This window comes from Neisseria sp. P0020.S005 (assembly GCF_051957055.1).
Lineage (GTDB): Bacteria > Pseudomonadota > Gammaproteobacteria > Burkholderiales > Neisseriaceae > Neisseria > Neisseria subflava_A.
Genome location: NZ_JBQCWV010000010.1, coordinates 70,552 through 89,878, shown reverse-complemented (window position 1 = coordinate 89,878; position 19,327 = coordinate 70,552). Strand labels below are relative to the sequence as shown.

19 protein-coding genes, 7 tRNA genes and 4 pseudogenes are annotated in these 19,327 nt (G+C 45.8%); 12 read left to right on the top strand and 18 right to left on the bottom strand.

Features of this window, described 5'->3' with window-relative positions:
* The first annotated feature begins 266 nt into the window (after window positions 1-266).
* From ACTHTU_RS09100 to ACTHTU_RS09085, 4 genes and pseudogenes are all read left to right on the top strand, one after another.
* On the top strand, window positions 267-416 hold the full coding sequence (locus tag ACTHTU_RS09100) for a hypothetical protein (RefSeq protein ID WP_440362361.1): 150 nt from the start codon (window positions 267-269) through the stop codon (window positions 414-416).
* On the top strand, window positions 417-911 hold the full coding sequence (locus ACTHTU_RS09095; protein ID WP_440362360.1) for a contact-dependent growth inhibition system immunity protein: 495 nt from the start codon (window positions 417-419) through the stop codon (window positions 909-911). It begins immediately after the preceding gene.
* Window positions 912-1,065: 154 nt separating this feature from the next.
* Window positions 1,066-1,692 (top strand): hypothetical protein, encoded by a 627-nt coding sequence (locus ACTHTU_RS09090; RefSeq protein ID WP_440362359.1) that lies wholly within the window; start codon window positions 1,066-1,068, stop codon window positions 1,690-1,692.
* Window positions 1,693-1,908: 216 nt separating this feature from the next.
* Window positions 1,909-2,455 (top strand): annotated as a pseudogene (locus ACTHTU_RS09085) (site-specific integrase); the annotation flags it as partial.
* Window positions 2,456-2,481: 26 nt separating this feature from the next.
* On the opposite strand, the gene ACTHTU_RS09080 reads toward ACTHTU_RS09085, so the two are convergent.
* The 10 genes from ACTHTU_RS09080 to ccoG form a co-directional block, all read right to left on the bottom strand.
* Window positions 2,482-2,571: transfer RNA gene (locus tag ACTHTU_RS09080), tRNA-Leu, on the bottom strand.
* 21 nt (window positions 2,572-2,592) lie between these two features.
* Window positions 2,593-2,670: transfer RNA gene (locus ACTHTU_RS09075), tRNA-Cys, on the bottom strand.
* Window positions 2,671-2,680: 10 nt separating this feature from the next.
* Window positions 2,681-2,754, bottom strand: a tRNA-Cys gene (locus ACTHTU_RS09070).
* A gap of 36 nt (window positions 2,755-2,790) precedes the next feature.
* A tRNA-Gly gene (locus ACTHTU_RS09065) sits at window positions 2,791-2,866 on the bottom strand.
* 21 nt (window positions 2,867-2,887) lie between these two features.
* A tRNA-Gly gene (locus ACTHTU_RS09060) sits at window positions 2,888-2,963 on the bottom strand.
* 24 nt (window positions 2,964-2,987) lie between these two features.
* Window positions 2,988-3,063, bottom strand: a tRNA-Gly gene (locus ACTHTU_RS09055).
* Between the two features lie 34 nt (window positions 3,064-3,097).
* A tRNA-Gly gene (locus tag ACTHTU_RS09050) sits at window positions 3,098-3,173 on the bottom strand.
* A gap of 94 nt (window positions 3,174-3,267) precedes the next feature.
* Window positions 3,268-3,828 carry a CDP-diacylglycerol--glycerol-3-phosphate 3-phosphatidyltransferase gene (pgsA, locus tag ACTHTU_RS09045; protein WP_003679552.1) on the bottom strand — a complete coding sequence of 187 codons (561 nt, stop codon included), beginning with the start codon at window positions 3,826-3,828 and terminating at the stop codon, window positions 3,268-3,270.
* 675 nt (window positions 3,829-4,503) lie between these two features.
* Window positions 4,504-5,070 (bottom strand): FixH family protein, encoded by a 567-nt coding sequence (locus ACTHTU_RS09040; protein ID WP_440362358.1) that lies wholly within the window; start codon window positions 5,068-5,070, stop codon window positions 4,504-4,506.
* Between the two features lie 5 nt (window positions 5,071-5,075).
* On the bottom strand, window positions 5,076-6,560 hold the full coding sequence (ccoG, locus tag ACTHTU_RS09035) for a cytochrome c oxidase accessory protein CcoG (RefSeq protein WP_440362357.1): 1,485 nt from the start codon (window positions 6,558-6,560) through the stop codon (window positions 5,076-5,078).
* 450 nt (window positions 6,561-7,010) lie between these two features.
* Between ccoG and tkt the strand changes: the two genes are divergently transcribed.
* Window positions 7,011-8,990: a transketolase gene (tkt, locus tag ACTHTU_RS09030; RefSeq protein ID WP_440362356.1), complete on the top strand. Its 1,980-nt coding sequence runs from the start codon at window positions 7,011-7,013 to the stop codon at window positions 8,988-8,990.
* A 66-nt stretch (window positions 8,991-9,056) separates the two neighbouring features.
* On the opposite strand, the gene clpA is transcribed toward tkt, so the two are convergent.
* The gene (gene clpA / locus ACTHTU_RS09025; protein ID WP_440362355.1) at window positions 9,057-11,336 is read right to left on the bottom strand and encodes an ATP-dependent Clp protease ATP-binding subunit ClpA; all 2,280 of its coding nucleotides are present in this window, start codon (window positions 11,334-11,336) and stop codon (window positions 9,057-9,059) included.
* Between the two features lie 3 nt (window positions 11,337-11,339).
* Complete coding sequence (gene clpS, locus ACTHTU_RS09020; protein ID WP_003679561.1) at window positions 11,340-11,651, bottom strand: ATP-dependent Clp protease adapter ClpS; 312 nt, start codon at window positions 11,649-11,651, stop codon at window positions 11,340-11,342.
* A 257-nt stretch (window positions 11,652-11,908) separates the two neighbouring features.
* Here clpS and ACTHTU_RS09015 point away from each other — a divergent pair, with 257 nt between their 5' ends.
* The 4 genes from ACTHTU_RS09015 to ACTHTU_RS09000 all read left to right on the top strand — a co-directional run bounded on the left by ACTHTU_RS09015 (window position 11,909) and on the right by ACTHTU_RS09000 (window position 13,446).
* Complete coding sequence (locus tag ACTHTU_RS09015) at window positions 11,909-12,112, top strand: cold-shock protein (RefSeq protein WP_070460950.1); 204 nt, start codon at window positions 11,909-11,911, stop codon at window positions 12,110-12,112.
* Between the two features lie 75 nt (window positions 12,113-12,187).
* Window positions 12,188-12,403: a hypothetical protein gene (locus ACTHTU_RS09010; protein WP_003679564.1), complete on the top strand. Its 216-nt coding sequence runs from the start codon at window positions 12,188-12,190 to the stop codon at window positions 12,401-12,403.
* An 84-nt stretch (window positions 12,404-12,487) separates the two neighbouring features.
* Window positions 12,488-12,934 (top strand): SsrA-binding protein SmpB, encoded by a 447-nt coding sequence (smpB, locus tag ACTHTU_RS09005; protein WP_440362354.1) that lies wholly within the window; start codon window positions 12,488-12,490, stop codon window positions 12,932-12,934.
* A 71-nt stretch (window positions 12,935-13,005) separates the two neighbouring features.
* Complete coding sequence (locus ACTHTU_RS09000; RefSeq protein WP_440362353.1) at window positions 13,006-13,446, top strand: hypothetical protein; 441 nt, start codon at window positions 13,006-13,008, stop codon at window positions 13,444-13,446.
* Window positions 13,447-13,518: 72 nt separating this feature from the next.
* Here ACTHTU_RS09000 and ACTHTU_RS08995 read toward each other — a convergent pair whose 3' ends face one another.
* Window positions 13,519-14,004 (bottom strand): DUF4189 domain-containing protein, encoded by a 486-nt coding sequence (locus ACTHTU_RS08995; protein WP_440362352.1) that lies wholly within the window; start codon window positions 14,002-14,004, stop codon window positions 13,519-13,521.
* Between the two features lie 174 nt (window positions 14,005-14,178).
* On the opposite strand from ACTHTU_RS08995, the pseudogene ACTHTU_RS08990 reads away from it, so the two are divergent.
* Window positions 14,179-14,898 (top strand): annotated as a pseudogene (locus tag ACTHTU_RS08990) (IS5 family transposase); the annotation flags it as partial.
* Window positions 14,899-14,900: 2 nt separating this feature from the next.
* Here the strand turns inward: ACTHTU_RS08990 and ACTHTU_RS08985 are convergent.
* Window positions 14,901-15,416 (bottom strand): hypothetical protein, encoded by a 516-nt coding sequence (locus tag ACTHTU_RS08985; RefSeq protein WP_070813744.1) that lies wholly within the window; start codon window positions 15,414-15,416, stop codon window positions 14,901-14,903.
* Window positions 15,417-15,431: 15 nt separating this feature from the next.
* The gene (locus tag ACTHTU_RS08980) at window positions 15,432-16,121 is read right to left on the bottom strand and encodes a hypothetical protein (RefSeq protein ID WP_440362351.1); all 690 of its coding nucleotides are present in this window, start codon (window positions 16,119-16,121) and stop codon (window positions 15,432-15,434) included.
* On the opposite strand from ACTHTU_RS08980, the pseudogene ACTHTU_RS08975 reads away from it, so the two are divergent.
* Window positions 16,062-16,343 (top strand): annotated as a pseudogene (locus ACTHTU_RS08975) (transposase); the annotation flags it as partial. The gene ACTHTU_RS08980 and the pseudogene ACTHTU_RS08975 sit on opposite strands and share 60 nt — an antisense overlap.
* On the opposite strand, the gene ACTHTU_RS08970 reads toward ACTHTU_RS08975, so the two are convergent.
* The 3 genes and pseudogenes from ACTHTU_RS08970 to ACTHTU_RS08960 all read right to left on the bottom strand — a co-directional run bounded on the left by ACTHTU_RS08970 (window position 16,320) and on the right by ACTHTU_RS08960 (window position 17,869).
* Window positions 16,320-16,679: a hypothetical protein gene (locus ACTHTU_RS08970; RefSeq protein WP_285071555.1), complete on the bottom strand. Its 360-nt coding sequence runs from the start codon at window positions 16,677-16,679 to the stop codon at window positions 16,320-16,322. The pseudogene ACTHTU_RS08975 and the gene ACTHTU_RS08970 sit on opposite strands and share 24 nt — an antisense overlap.
* 25 nt (window positions 16,680-16,704) lie before the next feature.
* A complete protein-coding gene (locus ACTHTU_RS08965; protein WP_285071553.1) occupies window positions 16,705-17,304 on the bottom strand; it encodes a Maf family protein in 600 nt (199 codons plus the stop codon).
* A gap of 39 nt (window positions 17,305-17,343) precedes the next feature.
* Window positions 17,344-17,869, bottom strand: a pseudogene (locus ACTHTU_RS08960) (gamma carbonic anhydrase family protein).
* A gap of 452 nt (window positions 17,870-18,321) precedes the next feature.
* Here ACTHTU_RS08960 and ACTHTU_RS08955 point away from each other — a divergent pair.
* Complete coding sequence (locus ACTHTU_RS08955) at window positions 18,322-18,945, top strand: biliverdin-producing heme oxygenase (protein ID WP_440362350.1); 624 nt, start codon at window positions 18,322-18,324, stop codon at window positions 18,943-18,945.
* Window positions 18,946-19,327 lie beyond the last annotated feature (382 nt).

Sequence of the window (19,327 nt, the reverse complement as noted above, 5' to 3'; positions counted from 1 at the left end):
TCCAAGGGGAATTAAGGGGATATTTGGGTAAAATCAGGAGTAATTAGGAGCGGAAATAGACGAAAACCTATGTTTGGATTTCGGCTGTTGGGGGAAAGGAATTTTGCAAAGGTCTCGGCCTTTCTTTCAACAAGCCATCACAGCAATCAGACAAAAGCAGTCCACTGCCACACCCATATCGGCAGCACGGCTAGCAAAATCATTATCTGAAGCGGTGTAGACACAACTCTAAGACGGCAAATTTTGAACGTCATAGCCTTTCGGGTATGACGTTAAGGGACGACATGATCAAACAGCGCGAAATCCATCTGGCCATACCCGCACAAACTAATAAGGAGCAAAGATTGCAGTTGCAACGTGTGGTAGAGTATGGCAAAAGTCAAAACATTACAGTCAAAATTACGGAGATCGAATAAATGACTTTTAATCAAGAACAAGATTATTGGGCTGGCTATAAGGCAAATGAAAGAGCCTTGATTATTCAAACATGGTCAGGATTTGGGCGATATGCTCCAGACCACCTATATCCCCCTCATATCCTGCCGTTGGATACCGACAATGGAACTTTAGGCACGACGGTTTTGCAAGCGTTGGCAAACAGCAGGACTTTCGTTTATGACAGTTCGGAAGACCAAGATTTTTTTGATACCGAAAAATTTCGGCAACGCTATGAGGATTGGGTTGCCAACCTATGCGGGAACTTGGGCTATAAAACCAGACGCGCTTTATTTAAAAACATGATGAGCGGGGATATTTGGCTGCACAACGGCTGCCTGAAAATCAGCCCGAGCCGCCATGTCAAGCTGGAAGCGTGGGATGCCATTGATGCAGACGATGTAATTTTATCATTGGATAACAGCCCTGAAGAAATCGGAGCAGGTTTAAAGTTGGCATTGAGCCGCTGCCGATAATATTTGGCAAAAGGTCGTCTGAAAGCCGGAAAAATGTTTCAGACGACCTTTTTTATTAGACTCAAGCTCGCGTGCGTACCGCACATACCTTCGCTGCAGATTTAATGTGGGCTACGACTTGCTGAAGATAAAGTTATTAAGGAATTTGTCAAATATGGAAAAAATTGAGAAATTTAAATCTGAATTATTAAATGCCATCTTTCAATATACTCAATGCATATCTATTTTTGTCTATAAGAAAAAGATATATTATTTAATTGATTATAAGGAAAATTTTGAATTAAATGCAAAAATATCTTTTGACATTTACCTAAGAGAAGGAATTATAACTAAAGAACAATATAATTATGATTATAAAAATTACCGTAATGGCATCTGGCAGTTAACTAAGGACAATTTCGAAAGCTATCTTCAATCAGATTCAGTCATTGTATTAAAAAAAGATGAATTGAAGGAACTGATGTTTCAGGGGTTTACTTCTGCTGAAGCAGTAAGGTTATATTCCGTTGTTGAGAACAAGCTGTCGTACAATGATCCTATCTCAGACTCTGGCCCGCAAAGTGATTTCTTAAAAATCAATCAGATTTCTTCGAGGCTGCCTTTGTTCTATATCAATTTTGATACGGAAGTGTATCTGCATATGGATTGGGACAGATGTCATGAAGATTATGTATATGATGGCTGGTTTTCAAAGGCAATGGATTTTGGGTATTTAATACCGGACGAATTCTGTTACTGGAAAATTGAAGGACGGGATTATTGGAAATTTAGCCAATTATAAAGATAAGCAAGCCAAGCCATAGCTTGTATGAATTCAAAAGGCCGTCTGAAAACAGCAAAACCGTTTCAGACGACCTTTGTTTAATGCCATCGAGCCAGCGGGCCATAAAGCGTAGTTGTCCAAAAAGGTATATTGATAGGCAAATATAAAAAGGAGGAAAAGTCAATTGTACTACCTTCAAACATTTTCAATTTTGAGTATTGATATGATAATTAATTATTTAGTATAAATACCGGCTTGCGACAGGCAAATGGTTTGGGTTTGACATGGAATCAGGTTGATTTAGATAGGAAGGTCTGTTGGTATCATCCTGATGAAATGAAAGCTGGAAATGCACTGGGTGTTGCTTTGAATGATACTGCTGTTGAAGTATTAAAGCGGCAGATAGGCAAGCATAAGAAATTTGTTTTTGTGAATAAGTGGAATAAACCAATTAGCGGCATTAACAGCCGATATTGGAAGAAGACGTTAGAACTGGCAGAAATAGAAGACTTTATTTGGCACGATTTAAGGCACACTTGGGCAAGTTGGTTAGTTCAGCGTGGCGTACCATTGAGAGTGTTGCAAGAAATGGGTGGTTGGAAGACGTTAAGGATGGTGCAGAGATACGCACATTTGGCTCCTGGGCATCTTCATCAACATGCTCAAGTTTTGCACGAGCTTGTCACATTTGACACAAATGGCGCAAGTTAGACACAAATCAGGCACAAACAAAAAAGACAGCCTTACAAATAAGCTGTCAATTAGAAATTTAGAATCTTAGGTTTTTCAATAAATTCAGATATTTATTGGTGCCCGGAGCCGGAATCGAACCGGCACGGCCGGTTTAGGGCCGACGGATTTTAAGTCCGTTGTGTCTACCTATTTCACCACCCGGGCGTAGACAATAAATTGATAGATTGGAGGCGGGGGCGCGGATTTGAACCGGCCTATATAAGGGTTGCACCCCTTATAGCATAAACACTCTGCCACCCCGCCATGAAATGGATGGAGGCGAGAGTCGGAATCGAACCGGCGTAGACGGATTTGCAATCCGCTGCATAACCACTTTGCTATCTCGCCAAATAAACTACTTTGGAGTGTTGGTAGTATTGAAACTGGAGCGGGAAACGAGTCTCGAACTCGCGACCTCAACCTTGGCAAGGTTGCGCTCTACCAACTGAGCTATTCCCGCGTATTCGGATGCATGATTTAATGGAGCGGGAAACGAGTCTCGAACTCGCGACCTCAACCTTGGCAAGGTTGCGCTCTACCAACTGAGCTATTCCCGCATTTGAGTGCATCTGAAATTAAACTGGAGCGGGAAACGAGTCTCGAACTCGCGACCTCAACCTTGGCAAGGTTGCGCTCTACCAACTGAGCTATTCCCGCATATTGAAAAAGAACAATCAACAAGTAATCAGGATGGAGCGGGAAACGAGTCTCGAACTCGCGACCTCAACCTTGGCAAGGTTGCGCTCTACCAACTGAGCTATTCCCGCTCTGATATTTGTTGCTTCGTATATCGAAGAAGACGCAATTATTATGGATTTAATCGTGTGCGTCAAGTGTTTTGTTTTTATTTTTTTAAAAATTTTATTTGAATTCTTTCCATGCCATTTTCAGGTAGTAGCACATGGACCAGATGGTCAATACAGATGCTATAAACATCAATATGTTACCAATGAGATAGAAAGGGTCGTTATATTTGTCTGTGCCGATAAGTAAAAGGAAGATGGCGATCATTTGGGCAGTGGTTTTGAATTTGCCGATAGTGGCCACTGCAACGCTGCCGCGTTTGCCCATTTGTGCCATCCATTCGCGCAGGGCGGAAATGGTAATTTCTCGGCCAATAATAATCATGGCGAAGATAGCGTATGTTCTGCCAAGGCTGACGAGCAGGAGTAGGGCAACGGCAACCATGAGTTTGTCGGCAACGGGGTCGAGGAATGCGCCAAAGTCGGAGGTTTGTTTCCAGCGACGTGCTAAAAAGCCGTCAAACCAGTCTGTAATAGCTGCAAGTGCAAAGATGATAGCGGCTGTCCAGTTGACGGTTTGTGGTTGAATCCATGTGTTCGGTAAATAGAATAGGATGGTAAACACGGGGATTAATAGGACGCGCATCCAGGTAAGTAAAATAGGTATGTTCCAAGGCATGGTTTGTGACCTTTTGGACGATGTGTCGGATTGTCCATTATAGCTTATTTGCTTACTGGGCTTTTTTGAGTGTTGTTTTTTTGCCGACAAGTAACGTGGGCAAAGGGCTTTGTTATGCGGGTTGTGAAGAAAGTCTGTTAAGGCCGTCTGAAAAATGGGTTGTTGAGGGGTATAAATGTTTTTGGGCAGGTAAGTGGCTGCAAAATAGTGGGCAACGAGGTCGGCCTGCTGCTCAATATTGAGTTGGTTGAAGTGAGGCAAAGGCATGGGATAGGCGTAAGCTTTGCGTTTCCTATATCCGCCTTTGAGCATAATGAATAAACCGGATAACCAAACTTTGTGACCGCGCTGGTGTTGCCAGACGTGTGTAAGCTCATGAATCAGCCAGATTTTGTAGGCGATGCCGGCTTGAGTGAAATCATCAGGGCAGTGTTTGCGCGGGAAATATATATTTCCATTGGGCGCAATGGCGGTATTGGCGTTGGGTAGAAGTGGAATGCCGCGATATATTTTGATGCGGTGGAAGTTTATGCTATCCGCAAAAACTTGTTTTGCCATACAGACTTCATTTTCGGTCAGTCTGCGCCAATTGGAAAAAATCATATTTTAAAGAATGATAGAGGATATAAAGATTTTCAGGCCGTCTGAAAGGTTTCAGACGGCCTGACATGGGATTTATTGTTCTTCTGAAGCGGCTTGTTTGCCGTTGTCGAACAATTTGTCCATAGGCGTCAGATTGACTGCGTTGCCTTGGCTGACTATCCATTTGTTTTCAACACGCCACACGCCTGAGGTATCTTCAACGCGTAAGTACCAATGATTGATTTGGCGTAAAGGCTTAAAGACGGCTTCGTATTCCATACGGCCGTTTTGCGGTTCGGCAGTTACGGCGCGTAGCTTGACGGTTTGGTCGTCAGCTTTGCGTGTAGGGTGCATCAGCAGCAGGTTTAATGGCTGTTTGGGATCGAATTGTCCGCTGACGAATACTTTGGCGGCATTCATGTCCGGACTGATTAAAACCTGCACCTGAATCTGTCGTTTAACGGCTTCTTCATCGCGGTGAAGTTGGATTTCGATGTGTTTGCCGTCTTTATAGTAATCGTCGGAAACTAAGTCTGTCGTATGTTCTTTTGCGACGAAGAACATAGACACGCTGGCGATAACGACAAAGATTGGACCTGCCATCAGCACCCAAGGCCAAGTGTGTTTATACCAAGGCTTAGTGGAATTGGGTTTGGACACCGTTGTTATTCTCCAATAAAGGTTGCTTTTTCATTCAAGACAGTCGGTTCGGCATCAGCGTCATCGGTTTCACGATATGTGAAAGTAAATTCAATCGGCTGGCTGCCTTTTTCGGCGTACTCAGGGATGGTGGACACTTGAACCGGAATAGTCACGGTTTCGCGTGGCGCAATTTTAATGCCGTTTTCTGGCAAGCCGGTCAAGGCGATATCATCAAAACCTTTGACTGTGGCAGTAACGGTCTGCTCATGTTCACTCTTATTAATGATGCGCAGGTTGTAGGCATTTTCCAACCAGCCTTGGCTGTTTTCACGTACCATCACGCCGCGGTCTTTCAGAATATCCACTTCGACCATTTTACGGGTAGAAATACCGGTTAAGAAAGCAATAATAACCACAAACAATACTGCACCATAACCTGCGACGCGAGGGCGTTTCAGGCGTTTTTTGATGTCGCTTTCAGGGTATTCATGCTCCATTGCGCCTTCGGTAGTATAACGGATCAGGCCGCGAGGATAACCCATTTTGTCCATGATTTCGTCACAAGCATCGACACAGGCTGCACAACCGATACATTGGTATTGCAGACCGTCGCGGATGTCGATACCAACGGGGCAGACTTGTACGCACATGGTGCAGTTGATGCAGTCGCCTAAGCCGCTGTCTTCTTTGTTGGCGGTTTTTTTGCGTGCACCGCGAGGTTCGCCGCGTTCGGTATCGTAGGAAATAATCAGCGTGTCTTTGTCAAACATCGCACTTTGGAAGCGTGCATACGGGCACATATGCAGACACACTTTTTCGCGCATGATGTGGGCAAAAAAGAAGGTCATGAATCCGTAAAACGCTGCGGCAAACATTGCGCCACCGCCTGCTGCTCCGGTGAATAAATCGGGAACAAACTGGCGGATAGGGACAAACCAGCCTGCAAAAGTGATACCTGTCCACGCACAGACAAGGAAAATCAGCAGGTATTTGGTGGCTTTAATACGGATTTTAGTAAAGTTCCAAGGCAATTTTTCCAGTTTTAAACGTTTGTTGCGGTCGCCTTCAACCAAGTTGTCGATCCAAAGCATGATTTCGGTGTAAACCGTTTGCGGGCAAGAGTAGCCGCACCACAAACGACCGGCAATGGTTGTCCACCAAAACAGTCCGAAAGCACAAATCATCAGCAGCAAGGCAAGGTAAATCAAATCGCCCATGCCCAGTGACAGGCCGAAAATGAAAAAATGACGGTCAGGGATATTGAATAAAACTGCCTGACGGTTACTCCAGTTAAACCATGGAATTACGTAAAATACAAACTGGGTCGCCAATACGGCGGCGATACGCAGTTTGGCAAAGCGTCCTTCTGCTTTTTTCGGATGGATGCGTTCGCCTTCGGGATGAATTTGAATTACGCTGGATTTGGGTTTGGAAAGTTTGGGCGGAGTGGTTTTTGCCGTTTTTTCTGTTGAGAGTGTGGTGTTTTCCGCTTGGTTTTCGGGTGACATAATCAGTGTTCCTTAATCGAAGTGCACACAAGCCTTTTGTCATGGTAGTAGTTTGATGCGAATATTTTCAGACGGCCTTTGGCGTGCATATAAAATCATAACATTTGGCTCTATGCAAAGCAAAAGCAGGGTTTGGCCTTAACAATAGTTGTGGTACTCCTGTCTCATACAAGGCCGTCTGAAAAGAGCAGTATTCAAAGACTTACGGAATAAGCGCAGGTTTATGCTTATAGTGATTTCCTATTTATCCGATAAAAAATTTACAACATACTGTTTCAAAACGAAATAACAGTTAATATCATCTATCCCGTCCGTTTCAGACGGCCTATTGGAAATCATGCCGTCTGACAATGCAAATATCAAAGGCTATTCTTGAAAGCACGGCTGATTCAGGCGATAATCGGCACACCTTTTTTCATATTTCCAATCTTGTCCAAGGAAGGTCAAACCATGTCTCAACTGGCAAACGCAATCCGTTTCCTCTCAGTCGATGCCGTACAAAAAGCCAACTCTGGCCACCCGGGTGCGCCTATGGGTATGGCGGAAATGGCGGAAGTGTTGTGGACGAAGTTCCTCAATCATAACCCTGCCAACCCGAAATTCTACAACCGCGACCGTTTTGTCCTCTCCAATGGTCATGCTTCCATGATTCTTTATAGCCTGTTGCACCTGACCGGCTACAACGTTTCTATTGATGATCTGAAAAACTTCCGTCAACTGCACAGTAAAACCCCCGGCCATCCGGAATACGGCTACACCGACGGCGTGGAAACCACGACCGGCCCATTGGGACAAGGTATTGCCAACGCAGTGGGTATGGCTTTGGCCGAAAAAATCTTGGCTGCCGAATTTAATAAAGACGGCTTGAACATCGTTGACCACCACACTTACGTCTTCATGGGCGACGGTTGTATGATGGAAGGCGTATCGCATGAAGCCTGTTCGCTTGCCGGTACTTTGGGCTTGGGCAAACTGATTGTTTTATATGATGACAACAATATTTCCATCGACGGCAAAGTGGACGGATGGTTTACCGAAAATATTCCGCAACGTTTTGAAAGCTACGGCTGGCACGTGATCCCAAATGTAAACGGTCATGATACCGATGCCATTCAGACGGCCATTGAAGCGGCCAAAGCCGAAACCGGCAAACCTTCCCTGATTTGCTGCAAAACCTTAATCGGCAAAGGCAGTGCCAACAAAGAAGGCAGCCATAAAACCCACGGTGCGCCTTTGGGTGCGGACGAGATCGAAGCTACGCGCAAACATTTGGGTTGGGCTTATCCTGCGTTTGAAATCCCTCAAGAAATCTATGCAGCATGGGATGCAAAAGAAAAAGGCGCGAAACTTGAGGCCGAATGGAACGAACTCTTCGCTCAATACCAGGCCAAATATTCTGCTGAAGCCGCAGAATTCGTGCGCCGCATGGATAAAAAGCTGCCGGACAATTTCGATGCATACGTTCAAACCGCATTGAAAGAAGTGTGCGCCAAAGCCGAAACCATCGCCACCCGTAAAGCCAGTCAAAACAGCATCGAAATCTTGGCTAAAGAGCTGCCTGAATTGGTGGGCGGTTCTGCAGACTTGACCCCGTCTAACTTGACTGACTGGTCAAACAGCGTTTCCGTTACCCGCGAACACGGCGGTAACTATATTCACTACGGTGTGCGCGAGTTCGGCATGGGTGCAATCATGAACGGCCTTACCTTGCATGGCGGTGTTAAACCATTCGGCGCGACTTTCCTGATGTTCAGTGAATACGAGCGTAATGCCTTGCGTATGGCTTCGCTGATGAAAATCAACCCTGTATTTGTGTTCACCCACGATTCCATCGGTTTAGGCGAAGACGGTCCGACCCACCAACCTATCGAGCAAACTGCTACTCTGCGCCTGATTCCGAATATGGATGTATGGCGTCCATGCGATACCGTTGAATCTTTAGTGGCATGGTCTGAAGCCGTTAAAGCGACTGATCATCCGTCCAGCCTGATTTTCAGCCGTCAAAACCTGAAATTCCAAGCGCGTGATGAACAACAGCTGAACGATATCAAACGCGGTGGCTACGTCATCAGTGAAGCTCAAGGTAATGCGCAAGCTGTTGTAATTGCGACCGGTTCTGAAGTTGAATTGGCTTTAGAAGCGCAAAAAGTATTGGCAGAACAAGGTATTGCCGTGCGTGTCGTTTCTATGCCTTCTACCAATGTATTCGACCGCCAAGATGCCGCCTATAAAGCCGTTGTTCTGCCGGAAGGCTTGCCATGCGTAGCTGTAGAAGCCGGACACGCCGACGGCTGGTATAAATACGTCGGTTTGAACGGCGCCGTGGTCGGTATCAACCGCTTCGGCGAGTCTGCACCTGCTGACTTGCTGTTCAAAGAATTCGGCTTTACCGTAGATAATGTGGTTGCCACTGTTAAATCCGTTTTGTAAATCAGATTTTTGATTGAGATAAAAAGGCCGTCTGAAATTTCAGACGGCCTTTTATTTTTCAGTCGGTTAAACAGTTTCTGTTTCAGGTTTGACCTTGCTTTTCTTAAACTTCAATACGGCTTCTTCTTTTGTTGCATCCCAGTCTATCAGCACAAAGCCGCCTTCGGCGAGTTTGCCGAACAGGAGTTCGTCGGCGAGCGGTTTGCGGATTTTTTCCTGAATCAGTCGGTTCATCGGACGTGCACCCATTTGCGGGTCGAAACCTTTTTCCGCCAGAGATTTGCGCAATGCCGACGTGAATTCGGCTTCGACTTTTTTGTCGAGGAGCTGGTGTTCGAGCTGGAGCAGGAATTTGTCCACGACTTTGACGATGATGGGTTCGGACAAGGGTGCAAACGGGATAATCGCGTCCAAGCGGTTGCGGAACTCGGGCGTGAAGAGTTTGTTGATTGCCTGCATTTCATCGCCGCGTTCGCGTTTGGCGGTAAAGCCGAGGCTGGGGCGGCTGAGGCTTTCTGCGCCTGCGTTGGTGGTCATAATCAGGATGACGTTGCGGAAGTCAGCACTCTTGCCGTTGTTGTCGGTCAGTTTGCCTGCGTCCATGACTTGTAGGAGGACGTTGAAAATGTCGGGGTGGGCTTTTTCGATTTCATCCAAGAGCAACACGCAATGCGGCTGTTTGTTGACGGCTTCGGTCAAAAGGCCGCCTTGTTCAAAACCAACGTAGCCCGGCGGCGCGCCGATAAGGCGCGATACGGCATGGCGTTCCATGTATTCGGACATATCAAAGCGTTGCAGTGGTACACCCATCGAGTAGGCAAGTTGTTTGGCGACTTCGGTTTTGCCGACGCCGGTCGGGCCGGAGAAGAGGAAACTGCCTATCGGTTTATCGGGCAGGGCGAGGCCGGAGCGCGACATTTTGACGGCGGCAACCAACGCATCAATGGCATTTTCCTGACCGTAAACCATGTTTTTCAAATCGCGGCCGAGGAATTGCAACACTTGTTTGTCGTCGTGCGACACGGTTTTTTCGGGAATCCGCGCAACTTTGGCGATGACGGTTTCGATTTGCGCTTTGCCGATGACTTTTTTCTGTTTGGATTTGGGCAGAATTCGTTGCGCCGCGCCTGCTTCGTCCATCACGTCGATGGCTTTGTCGGGCAGGAAACGTTCGTTGATGTAGCGTGCGGAGAGTTCGGCGGCGGCTTCAAGTGCACCTTGCGTATAGCGGACTTGGTGGAAATCTTCAAACATCGGTTTCAAGCCGCGCAGGATTTGAACGGTTTCGGCAACGGTAGGCTCGATCACGTCGATTTTTTGGAAGCGGCGGCTTAAGGCGTGGTCTTTGTCGAAAATGGTACGGTATTCGTCATAAGTGGTCGCACCGATGCAGCGCAGCGAGCCTTTTGCCAGCGCAGGTTTGAGCAGGTTAGACGCGTCCATTGTGCCGCCGCTGGTGCTGCCCGCGCCGATGATGGTGTGGATTTCGTCGATGAATAAAATGGCGTGCGGGATTTTTTCGAGCTGTTTCAAGACGGATTTGACCCGCGCTTCAAAGTCGCCGCGGTATTTCGTACCCGCCAAAAGCGAGCCCATATCCAGCGCGTACACTTCGGCATCTTTAAGCGCATCGGGAATGTCGCCGTTGACGATTTGATGTGCCAAGCCTTCCGCCAGTGCGGTTTTGCCTACGCCAGCTTCGCCGACCAAAAGCGGATTGTTTTTGCGGCGGCGGCACAGGATTTGTACCAGCCTTTCCATTTCGTGTTTGCGACCAATCAAAGGGTCGATACGGCCGGCTTTGACTTCGGCGTTGAGGTTGACGGTGTAGTCGGAAAGGGAGCCGGTTTTTTGTTCCGCTTCCTCGCCCTCGCGTCCCAGGCTGTCTGAATCATTGCCATCCTCGTCATCGGGCGAGCCATGGGCAATGCAACGCAAGATTTCAAAGCGCGTAATGGATTGCAATTTGAGGAAATAAACGGCATGGCTTTCGGATTCGCTCATCATGGCAACCAAAATATCCAAAGGCTCTACTGCGGCTTTGCCGGCAGACTGGGTATGCACCATCGCACGTTGGATGACGCGTTGGAAGCCCAATGTCGGCTGGGTTTCGACCGTATCCAGAAGATGATCGGGAATTTGCGGCGTGTTTTCTGCAACGCTTGCCGCAAGCTGCTCAGACAGGATTTTCAAATCTGCACCGCACAGTTTCAAGACGTTCGGCACAGCTGCATCTTCTTCTATCAGCACCAAAAGCAGGTGTTCCAAGCTGATAAACTCATAACGCGCGTTGCGTGCTTCACGGTAGAGCAGTTGCAGGATGTGTTCCAATTCGGGTGAAAGCATGGTTTAAACCTCTTCGACTATACATTTGAGCGGATGCCCTTCAGCTTTGGCACGTTCCATGACCTGATGTTGCTTAGTCTGGGCAATATCGCGCGTGTAGGTGCCGCACAGGCCTTTGCCTTCGTGGTGCACCAGCAACATGACGGCCACTGCCTGTTCCTGTGCAAGCATAAAGACTTCGGTCAGGATCTCGACGACAAATTCCATGGTGGTGTAATCGTCGTTCAATAAAAATACGCCGTAACGTTTCGGCGGCTGTGTGTTGATATCGCTAAGCAGGGTATCGGATTGGTGGTCGGTATTCGGATGGTTCATAATCTTAGGTTTCAGTTTTCAGACGGCCTGTTTTAGAGTGCAAACCGTTTTCTGTTGTATTTTGGCAATTTTTTTCTATTTTGCCACTTTTTTGAAAACATAGCTTGACGTTTTGTCTTAACAAATGTAAAAAGACGGTTAAGCAGAAGTTGGCACTCAACCGCGTATGCAATACGTGGGAGAAACGCTGAACGTTTTAGTTTTTTGTATGCCTTGTTTTGCTGATTTTGTTAATTTTTAAGTATAGGAAGTTTCTAATGGCAACCGGTATCGTAAAATGGTTTAACGACGCTAAAGGTTTTGGTTTTATCACTCCTGATCAAGGTGGCGAAGATTTGTTCGCTCACTTCTCAGCGATCAACATGGATGGTTTCAAAACCCTGAAAGAAGGTCAACGCGTATCTTTCGACGTAACCACCGGCCCTAAAGGCAAACAAGCTGCTAACATTCAAGCTGCTTAATCAAATGCGCGGCATAAGCCGTAAAATCATGGCGGGGTTTCCCGCCATTTTTTATGGGCGTTCGGGTTAAAAATTATGAATCAAAATTCATCTTATCAAAATGCTTTAAACCAGCTAGACGAGCTTATCCGTCATTTTCGCAGCGAAGGCGAAGTCAGCTGCGCCGTTGCTGAGCGTGAAGACCAAATCTTGATCCGCCTTGCCGATTTGAAACTGGATTTGCGCCCTGAAGATGAAAAAGCCATTGCCGATATAGACCGCTTTTACCGCCGCCATGTTTTAAGCGAATAAACGTTTCAAAACCGTTTGCCGTTTTATTTTTTAAGCATGCCTGATAAAATAGGCCGTCTGAAAAGTTTGTAAAGAATCAGCACAATGAGTATTGCCAATAATAAAAAAGCCTTTCACGATTTCTTTATCGAAGACCAAATCGAAGCCGGTATAGTATTGGAGGGATGGGAAGTCAAAGCCATCCGCGCTGCACGCGTGCAATTAAAAGAAAGCTATATCTACTGGAAAAAAGACGCATTCTATTTGGTGGGCTGCCACATTACCGCATTGCCCACTGCCTCGACACACGTCAAACCTGACCCTGTCCGTCCGCGTAAGTTGTTGTTGAGACAATCGGAAATCAACAAGTTAATCGGTAAAACTGAACGTGCCGGTTATACGATTGTGCCCTTAAACCTGCATTACACCCGCGGTAAAATCAAAGTGGAAATCGGTTTGGCCAAGGGTAAGAAACAGCATGACAAACGCCAAAGCCTGAAAGAAGCGGATTGGAAGCGTGAGAAACAGCGTTTGATGAAAAACGTACGTTGATTTTTTCAGACGGCCTTTTTATAAAGGCCGTCTGAATATTTATTGTTTGAAAATTTTAAAAAGGAAAACAGATGAAAACCATGATTTTAGCGGCAGCTTCAGCCGTATTATTGCTGGGCGCGTGTTCTACTACGGAACAAAGAGTATTGAAGTCTGAAGAGCTGACCAGCATCAAACATGTCTGCATCATTCAAAATGCAAAAGTAAGGCCGCATGATTTGGATCGTGCTTTGTCTAAAGCTTTGGCAAAACGCGGCATTGGCAGCACTATTGTCACAGCGGACAACCGCGGCAAACTGTATGATTCTTCTTGCCCGTATAATCTGCGTTACAAAACCAAAGGTAATGACGAAATCTTGCGTAAAGGCGTATTTGTGTTGAGAAGCACCAAGTACGCGGTTTCTACTGTCAGCTACTCTTTAAATGATGAAAACCACTTCCGAACCAACCCTGATTTGGTGAAACAGGCTGAAGGTGTTGTGGCCAAATTGTTGGAAAAAAACAGCAAATAAAAGCCAGAATAAAAAACCGGCTTGCCGTGATATGGAGAATATCGGGAAAGCCGGTTTTATTTTCAGACGGCCTTAAATGGATTTGATTTTTTCCCAAAGGGTTTTGACCGTACCTTGATAGTAGGTTTCGGAAGTGCAATAGATTGTTTCTAAAGCGCATTGTCCTTGTGAACCGTATTTTTTGATACACTGGTTCAAGGCAATTTGATGCACGGTTTTGAAACGTGGGGAGGTAATGGCCACCACGTTTTGAGCGGTCAATTTGCCCATGGCTTTAGGGTAGGCAACAGCGATACAGGTATTGTGCAGTGGGACAACCGTTTTACAGCCTGTTGCTTGGCCTGCGCTGATACCGGCTAAGGCATCTTGGCCTTTGCAGAATGTTTCGAGTTCAGCTGTCGCATCCAGTTGGGTGGCATTTTCTTTGGTGGTTTTGATTTGCAGCACTTCATTGCTGTCGGCAGGGTTTTGCCACATCGCCAGGTAGCCGTAAGTATCGGCAGCCAGGGCGACAGGAGTCAGTGCGCAAAGGATAAGTGTCGTTAGTGTTTTTTTCATGTTTGTTCCCTGTTTGTTGGGTATTTGTTGTTATTATAAAGCAAAAGTACTTATTTGATATAAATTTGCTTTTAAAATGAATATTTGAGTGTGGCAGATAGATTATAGGCTGAGACCTTTGCAAAATTCTCCAAAATCCCCTAAATTCCCACCAAGACATTTAGGGGATTTCTCATGAGCACCTTCTTCCAGCAAACCGCCCAAGCCATGATCGCCAAACACATCGACCGTTTCCCACTATTGAAGTTGGATTAAGTGATTGATTGGCAGCCGATCGAACAATACCTGAATCGTCAAAGAACCCGTTACCTTCGAGACCACCGCGGCCGTCCCGCCTATCCCCTGTTGTCCATGTTCAAAGCCGTCCTGCTCGGACAATGGCACAGCCTATCCGATCCCGAACTCGAACACAGCCTCATCACCCGCATCGATTTCAACCTGTTTTGCCGTTTTGACGAACTGAGCATCCCCGATTACAGCACCTTATGCCGTTACCGCAATTGGCTGGCGCAAGATAATACCCTGTCCGAATTGCTGGAACTGATTAACCGCCAACTGACTGAAAAAGGCTTAAAAGTAGAGAAAGCATCCGCCGCCGCCGTTGACGCCACCATTATTCAGACTGCTGGTAGCAAACAGCGCCAGGCCATAGAAGTTGATGAGGAGGGACAAGTCAGCGGCCAAACCACACCGAGTAAAGACAGCGATGCCCGTTAGATGAAGAAAAACGGCCTCTACAAACTCGGTTACAAACAGCATACCCGTACCGATGCGGAAGGCTATATCGAGAAACTGCACATTACCCCCGCCAATGCCCATGAGTGCAAACACCTGTCGCCTTTATTGGAAGGGCTGCCCAAAGGTACGACCGTCTATGCCGACAAAGGCTATAACATTTAATTAGGATATATACCTTCTATATAATCCTTATTTAAATAAAAACTCTTATAAAAATCTGTGTTATCTGTCGGGATTGAAAAAAAGATTTTATCTTTATCATCAGGTTTAAATTTGTTATCAATATTAAAAAGAGAATAAGGATCACAATGAGTTCGACATACTAATGGTAAAAATTTATATCTTGGATCATGAGATATTCGATATTTATCAGGATCGAAAGATGCTAAAAATTCATCAATATTGGTATCAGATATTTTGTCATCACTAATAAACATCGCTAGAGATGGGCGACCTTGATTTTTCATTTGTTGATTAGTAAAGGCTATAAATGCTAACTTGCCATTGTCGTCATACCACATAGATTTATAGTTATTGCCTTTGGGAGAATAAATTCTAGCAACACATAACATAGCTCTATCTTTACAGTCGTTATATAGAGTTTCATCAAACTCAACTGCATGGCACAATAAAGGCAATAGAAAAAAAAGGGTTATTAATTTATTACTATACATAAGACGGCTTTCTATTTATTCGATAATAAATCTAGTTTTCAAAATCTGATTTTGTTCTGGGTTGGTATACATAATAAATTTTACTGCTCCAAAATCTGATATTAAACCTACAACTTTTCCATTTTCCGTATAATTGTCAGGTTTATTTGCACTAATAATTTTATCTTTTAGGTGTGGGAATTTTTCTTTTAGAATATCACTCTGTACATTCATCCCTTTTCTATAAATATTATCTGAGAACATCTTTAGTCTAGCATAATATTGGGATGCTAAATTTGCATCTTGCAGCAAATTATGCTCTTCAGATGTCAAATTTCGACCTTCTTGTTGTTTAAACTTTATAGGTGTTGCATCTGTTAAAAAATCTTTTAAACGATTATATCGATATTTATGTAAGATTGAATTTAGTCCTGTTTCCGCTTTATCAAATTCTTCACTATTTTGGGTATAATTTTGAGAAATTAAACGTTCAACTATAGGTTGTGTAATAAGTAAACGATTTGCTAAATGCTGATATTCTTTATTTGTTTGAGCATTATCATTCATGTTTGGTGTATTAAAATCACTTGGATCCCAAATCATTTTGGCATATGAATCAACATATAGTGTCGGATTATCTGTAATAGGAAATTTATTTTCATCAAGGAAAACCGGCAACATCTGAAAGAGCATCGGCTGCAGGACGGCATTATGCGCAAAGCCCACCGCAAATATCCGCTGCCGGAAGCGCAAACCAAACGCAACCGATATTTGTCGAAGACCCGTTATGTAGTTGAACAAAGCTTTGGTACGCTGCACCGTAAATTCCGCTATGCCCGGGCAGCCTACTTCGGGCTGATTAAAGTGAGTGCGCAAAGCCATCTGAAGGCGATGTGTTTGAACCTATTGAAAGCCGCCAACAGGCTAAGTGCGCCTGTTGCCGCCTAAAAGGCGGCCGGATGCCTGATTATCAGGTATCCAAGGGGGATTATGGGGGTATTTGAGTAGAATCAGTGGATATTCGAAACAAAAACAGCCGAAAACCTGTGTTTGGAGTTTCAGCTGTCGAAGGAAGGGCTTTTTTGCAAAGGTCTCATAGGTGTATTGATCGCCGAGCATGACCCAGCCGCCTGCGGGTGCATCTTCTATAGCGGAGCCAAACTTCCCGAAAGAGAGGATGCTGTCGTTGCCTTTGCGGATGGCGGTTGTACCGTCGTCTGAAAAAGTGGTGCAGCCAGCGAGAAGGAATACTGCGGATAAAAAGGGGAAGACGTATGTTTTCATAATGTTTGTTTGAAGGTATTTAAAATCAGGCAAATGGGGGAATACTCAATCCGAATTGTTCCAACAAGCCGACCGTTTCGTAAACGGGCAGGCCCATCACGCCTGTAAAGCTGCCTTGCAAATGCTCGACAAACACGCCGCCCAAACCCTGAATGCCATACGCGCCCGCTTTGTCCATCGGTTCGCCACTTCGGATATAGGCGGATATTTCTTCGGCAGACAAGGTTTTGAAACGTACATCGCTGGTTTGCAAAACGCCGTGCGTTTTCCCTTGCCAATATACGCATACGGCAGTCAGCACCTGATGCGTCTGCCCTGAAAGCCGGGCGAGCATTTCGGCTGCTTGGGCTTCGGTTTCCGGTTTGCCGAGGATGTGGTTTTGATAGGCGACCGTAGTGTCGGCAGTCAGAATCGGATATTCGGGCGACGCGTCGTGTGCGGCAAACCATTGCTCGACAGCGGCGGCATTTTTTTCCTGCGCCATACGTTGCACATAATCGGCGGCTTTTTCGTCGGAATGCGGCGTTTCGTCGATGTCGGCAGGGATACGGATAACTTTGAATCCTAGGTTTTCCAAAATTTCGCGGCGGCGCGGGCTGCCGGAGGCTAGGTAGAGTGTGTGCATAAAACTTTCTTTTTTAAGGGATATAAGGTCGCCTGAAAATTATTTTGACTGCTTGTGTTGGCCTGCCAGCCGCACATAATGCGCGGAAGAATATTTCAAAAATTCTTTTTCTTTTTCGGTCAGCGGGCGGACTTGTTTGACGGGCGAACCGACATAGAGATAGCCGCTTTCCAAACGTTTGCGTGGCGGCACCAAGCTGCCTGCACCTATCATCACGTCGTCTTCGATGACGGTATCGTCCAGAATAATCGTACCCATCCCAATCAACACACGATCGCCGATGCGGCAGCCGTGCAGCATGACTTTGTGTCCGACGGTTACGTCTTCGCCGATGATAAGGGGTGAGCCTTCGGGCTTTTCCGCGTTTTTGTGCGAAACGAGCAAGACACTGCCGTCCTGTACATTGCTGCGCGCGCCGATGCTGATGCTGTTCACGCACGGCATACGGCCAAACGGATACGTCTTCGGCAAGCGATACTTCGCCGATGATGACGGAGGTCTCGTCGATGAGGCAGGATTCGTGGATTTGCGGAGTATGGTCTAAGAAAGGGCGGATAGGGTTTATGTTGTTTCTTTCTTTTTGATAGTGTGGCAGGTTTCAGACGACCTGCGGCTCGGTATGGCGAAAGTATGCCGTTTTGACGCAGGCAGGGCAAGGACGGTATCTGCCAAGATGCAGTCATGTCTTTGTAAACAATATTCTTTATGGTTAGGAAACCATTTTCCGTTAAATCTGAATCTTTTGTTTGCCGAAGGTGGGAAATTGTCCGTTATTATCTTGTAGTTGCAAGTAGCTGCAAATCATTTTCTTGCCATTTGAATTGGAATGATATATATTTTTAAAAAATATTTCACAAAATAACGAAACCTGATGGTTTGTTTTCAAACGGATTTGACGGGTTTCCCATCCTGCAAACCTCCGCTTCCATCCCATATCCGTTTTCAAACCTATCTAATCCACCTTGTTTAAATAAAGGCGGCCTGAAGGTCGTCTGAAACTTTATGAAGGATATTCACATGAGCGAAACACAAGAGCTGACTTTTGCCAAACGGCTGAAAGAGCAAACCACCACCATTCATGACAGCGTGGACAACTTGGTTATGTCTGTCGAGCCGTTTTCCAATAAAGAGAACTACATCAAATTCTTGAAACTGCAATCCGTGTTCCACAAAGCGGTCGATCATATCTATAAAGACCCCGAGTTGAACAAAGCCATTCCCGAGCTGGAATACATGGCACGTTACGACGCGGTAACGCAAGACTTGGCTGATTTGGGCGACAAACCTTACGAATACGGCAAACCGCTGCCGCACGAAACCGGCAACAAAGCCATCGGCTGGCTGTATTGCGCAGAAGGTTCCAATTTGGGCGCGGCATTTTTATTTAAACACGCGCAAAAGCTGGATTACACCGGCGAACACGGCGCGCGCCACCTCGCTCCCCATCCGAACGGTCGCGGCAAACATTGGCGTGCTTTTGTCGAGCATCTGAATGCTTTGGGTTTAAGCCCTGAAGCTGAAGCTGAAGCGATTCAAGGTGCAAAAGATGCATTTGCGTTCTACAAAGTCGTTCTGCGCGAAACATTTGACCTGCCTACAGGTGCGGAAGCTCCGGAAGGCTTTGTTCCGCATCGTCATTAATGGTTTGACGATATTAAGTAGAGGTCGTCTGAAACACATCTGTATGCACGGATTCATAAATTCCGTTTTCAGACGACCTTCATACTGATGCAAGTTTAGTACCGTTTGGTTATCCGCATTTGCGGTATATTTTAATTGGTTTGATGTAAATAATTATCAAATATTTTATCACCACCATTCCAAAATACCATTATCACATTCAGGAGTTTGACCATGAAGGAATCATTTAAATTAAGTATGTTGGCGATTGCCTGCAGCATCGCATTGAGTGCATGCGGTTCAAGCGGTGGTGGCACGCCGTCTGCACAGCCTGCACCGACCCCGCAACAGCCGGGCAATAATTCCGGCTCGGGCGGAGGAGGTGATTCAAAACAAACAGAAG

Bases quoted from the DNA above. Each gene is read 5' to 3' on its own strand.
- ACTHTU_RS09090 (WP_440362359.1), top strand. From the start codon at position 1,066: ATGGAAAAAATTGAGAAATTTAAATCTGAATTATTAAATGCCATCTTT.
- clpS (WP_003679561.1), bottom strand. From the start codon at position 11,651: ATGAACCATCCGAATACCGACCACCAATCCGATACCCTGCTTAGCGAT.
- ACTHTU_RS08985 (WP_070813744.1), bottom strand. From the start codon at position 15,416: ATGTATAGTAATAAATTAATAACCCTTTTTTTTCTATTGCCTTTATTG.
- tkt (WP_440362356.1), top strand. From the start codon at position 7,011: ATGTCTCAACTGGCAAACGCAATCCGTTTCCTCTCAGTCGATGCCGTA.
- ACTHTU_RS08955 (WP_440362350.1), top strand. From the start codon at position 18,322: ATGAGCGAAACACAAGAGCTGACTTTTGCCAAACGGCTGAAAGAGCAA.
- smpB (WP_440362354.1), top strand. From the start codon at position 12,488: ATGAGTATTGCCAATAATAAAAAAGCCTTTCACGATTTCTTTATCGAA.
- clpA (WP_440362355.1), bottom strand. From the start codon at position 11,336: ATGCTTTCACCCGAATTGGAACACATCCTGCAACTGCTCTACCGTGAA.
- ACTHTU_RS09010 (WP_003679564.1), top strand. From the start codon at position 12,188: ATGAATCAAAATTCATCTTATCAAAATGCTTTAAACCAGCTAGACGAG.
- ACTHTU_RS08965 (WP_285071553.1), bottom strand. From the start codon at position 17,304: ATGCACACACTCTACCTAGCCTCCGGCAGCCCGCGCCGCCGCGAAATT.
- ACTHTU_RS09000 (WP_440362353.1), top strand. From the start codon at position 13,006: ATGAAAACCATGATTTTAGCGGCAGCTTCAGCCGTATTATTGCTGGGC.
- ACTHTU_RS09100 (WP_440362361.1), top strand. From the start codon at position 267: ATGACGTTAAGGGACGACATGATCAAACAGCGCGAAATCCATCTGGCC.
- ccoG (WP_440362357.1), bottom strand. From the start codon at position 6,560: ATGTCACCCGAAAACCAAGCGGAAAACACCACACTCTCAACAGAAAAA.
- ACTHTU_RS08995 (WP_440362352.1), bottom strand. From the start codon at position 14,004: ATGAAAAAAACACTAACGACACTTATCCTTTGCGCACTGACTCCTGTC.
- ACTHTU_RS09095 (WP_440362360.1), top strand. From the start codon at position 417: ATGACTTTTAATCAAGAACAAGATTATTGGGCTGGCTATAAGGCAAAT.
- ACTHTU_RS09015 (WP_070460950.1), top strand. From the start codon at position 11,909: ATGGCAACCGGTATCGTAAAATGGTTTAACGACGCTAAAGGTTTTGGT.
- pgsA (WP_003679552.1), bottom strand. From the start codon at position 3,828: ATGCCTTGGAACATACCTATTTTACTTACCTGGATGCGCGTCCTATTA.
- ACTHTU_RS08970 (WP_285071555.1), bottom strand. From the start codon at position 16,679: ATGAAAACATACGTCTTCCCCTTTTTATCCGCAGTATTCCTTCTCGCT.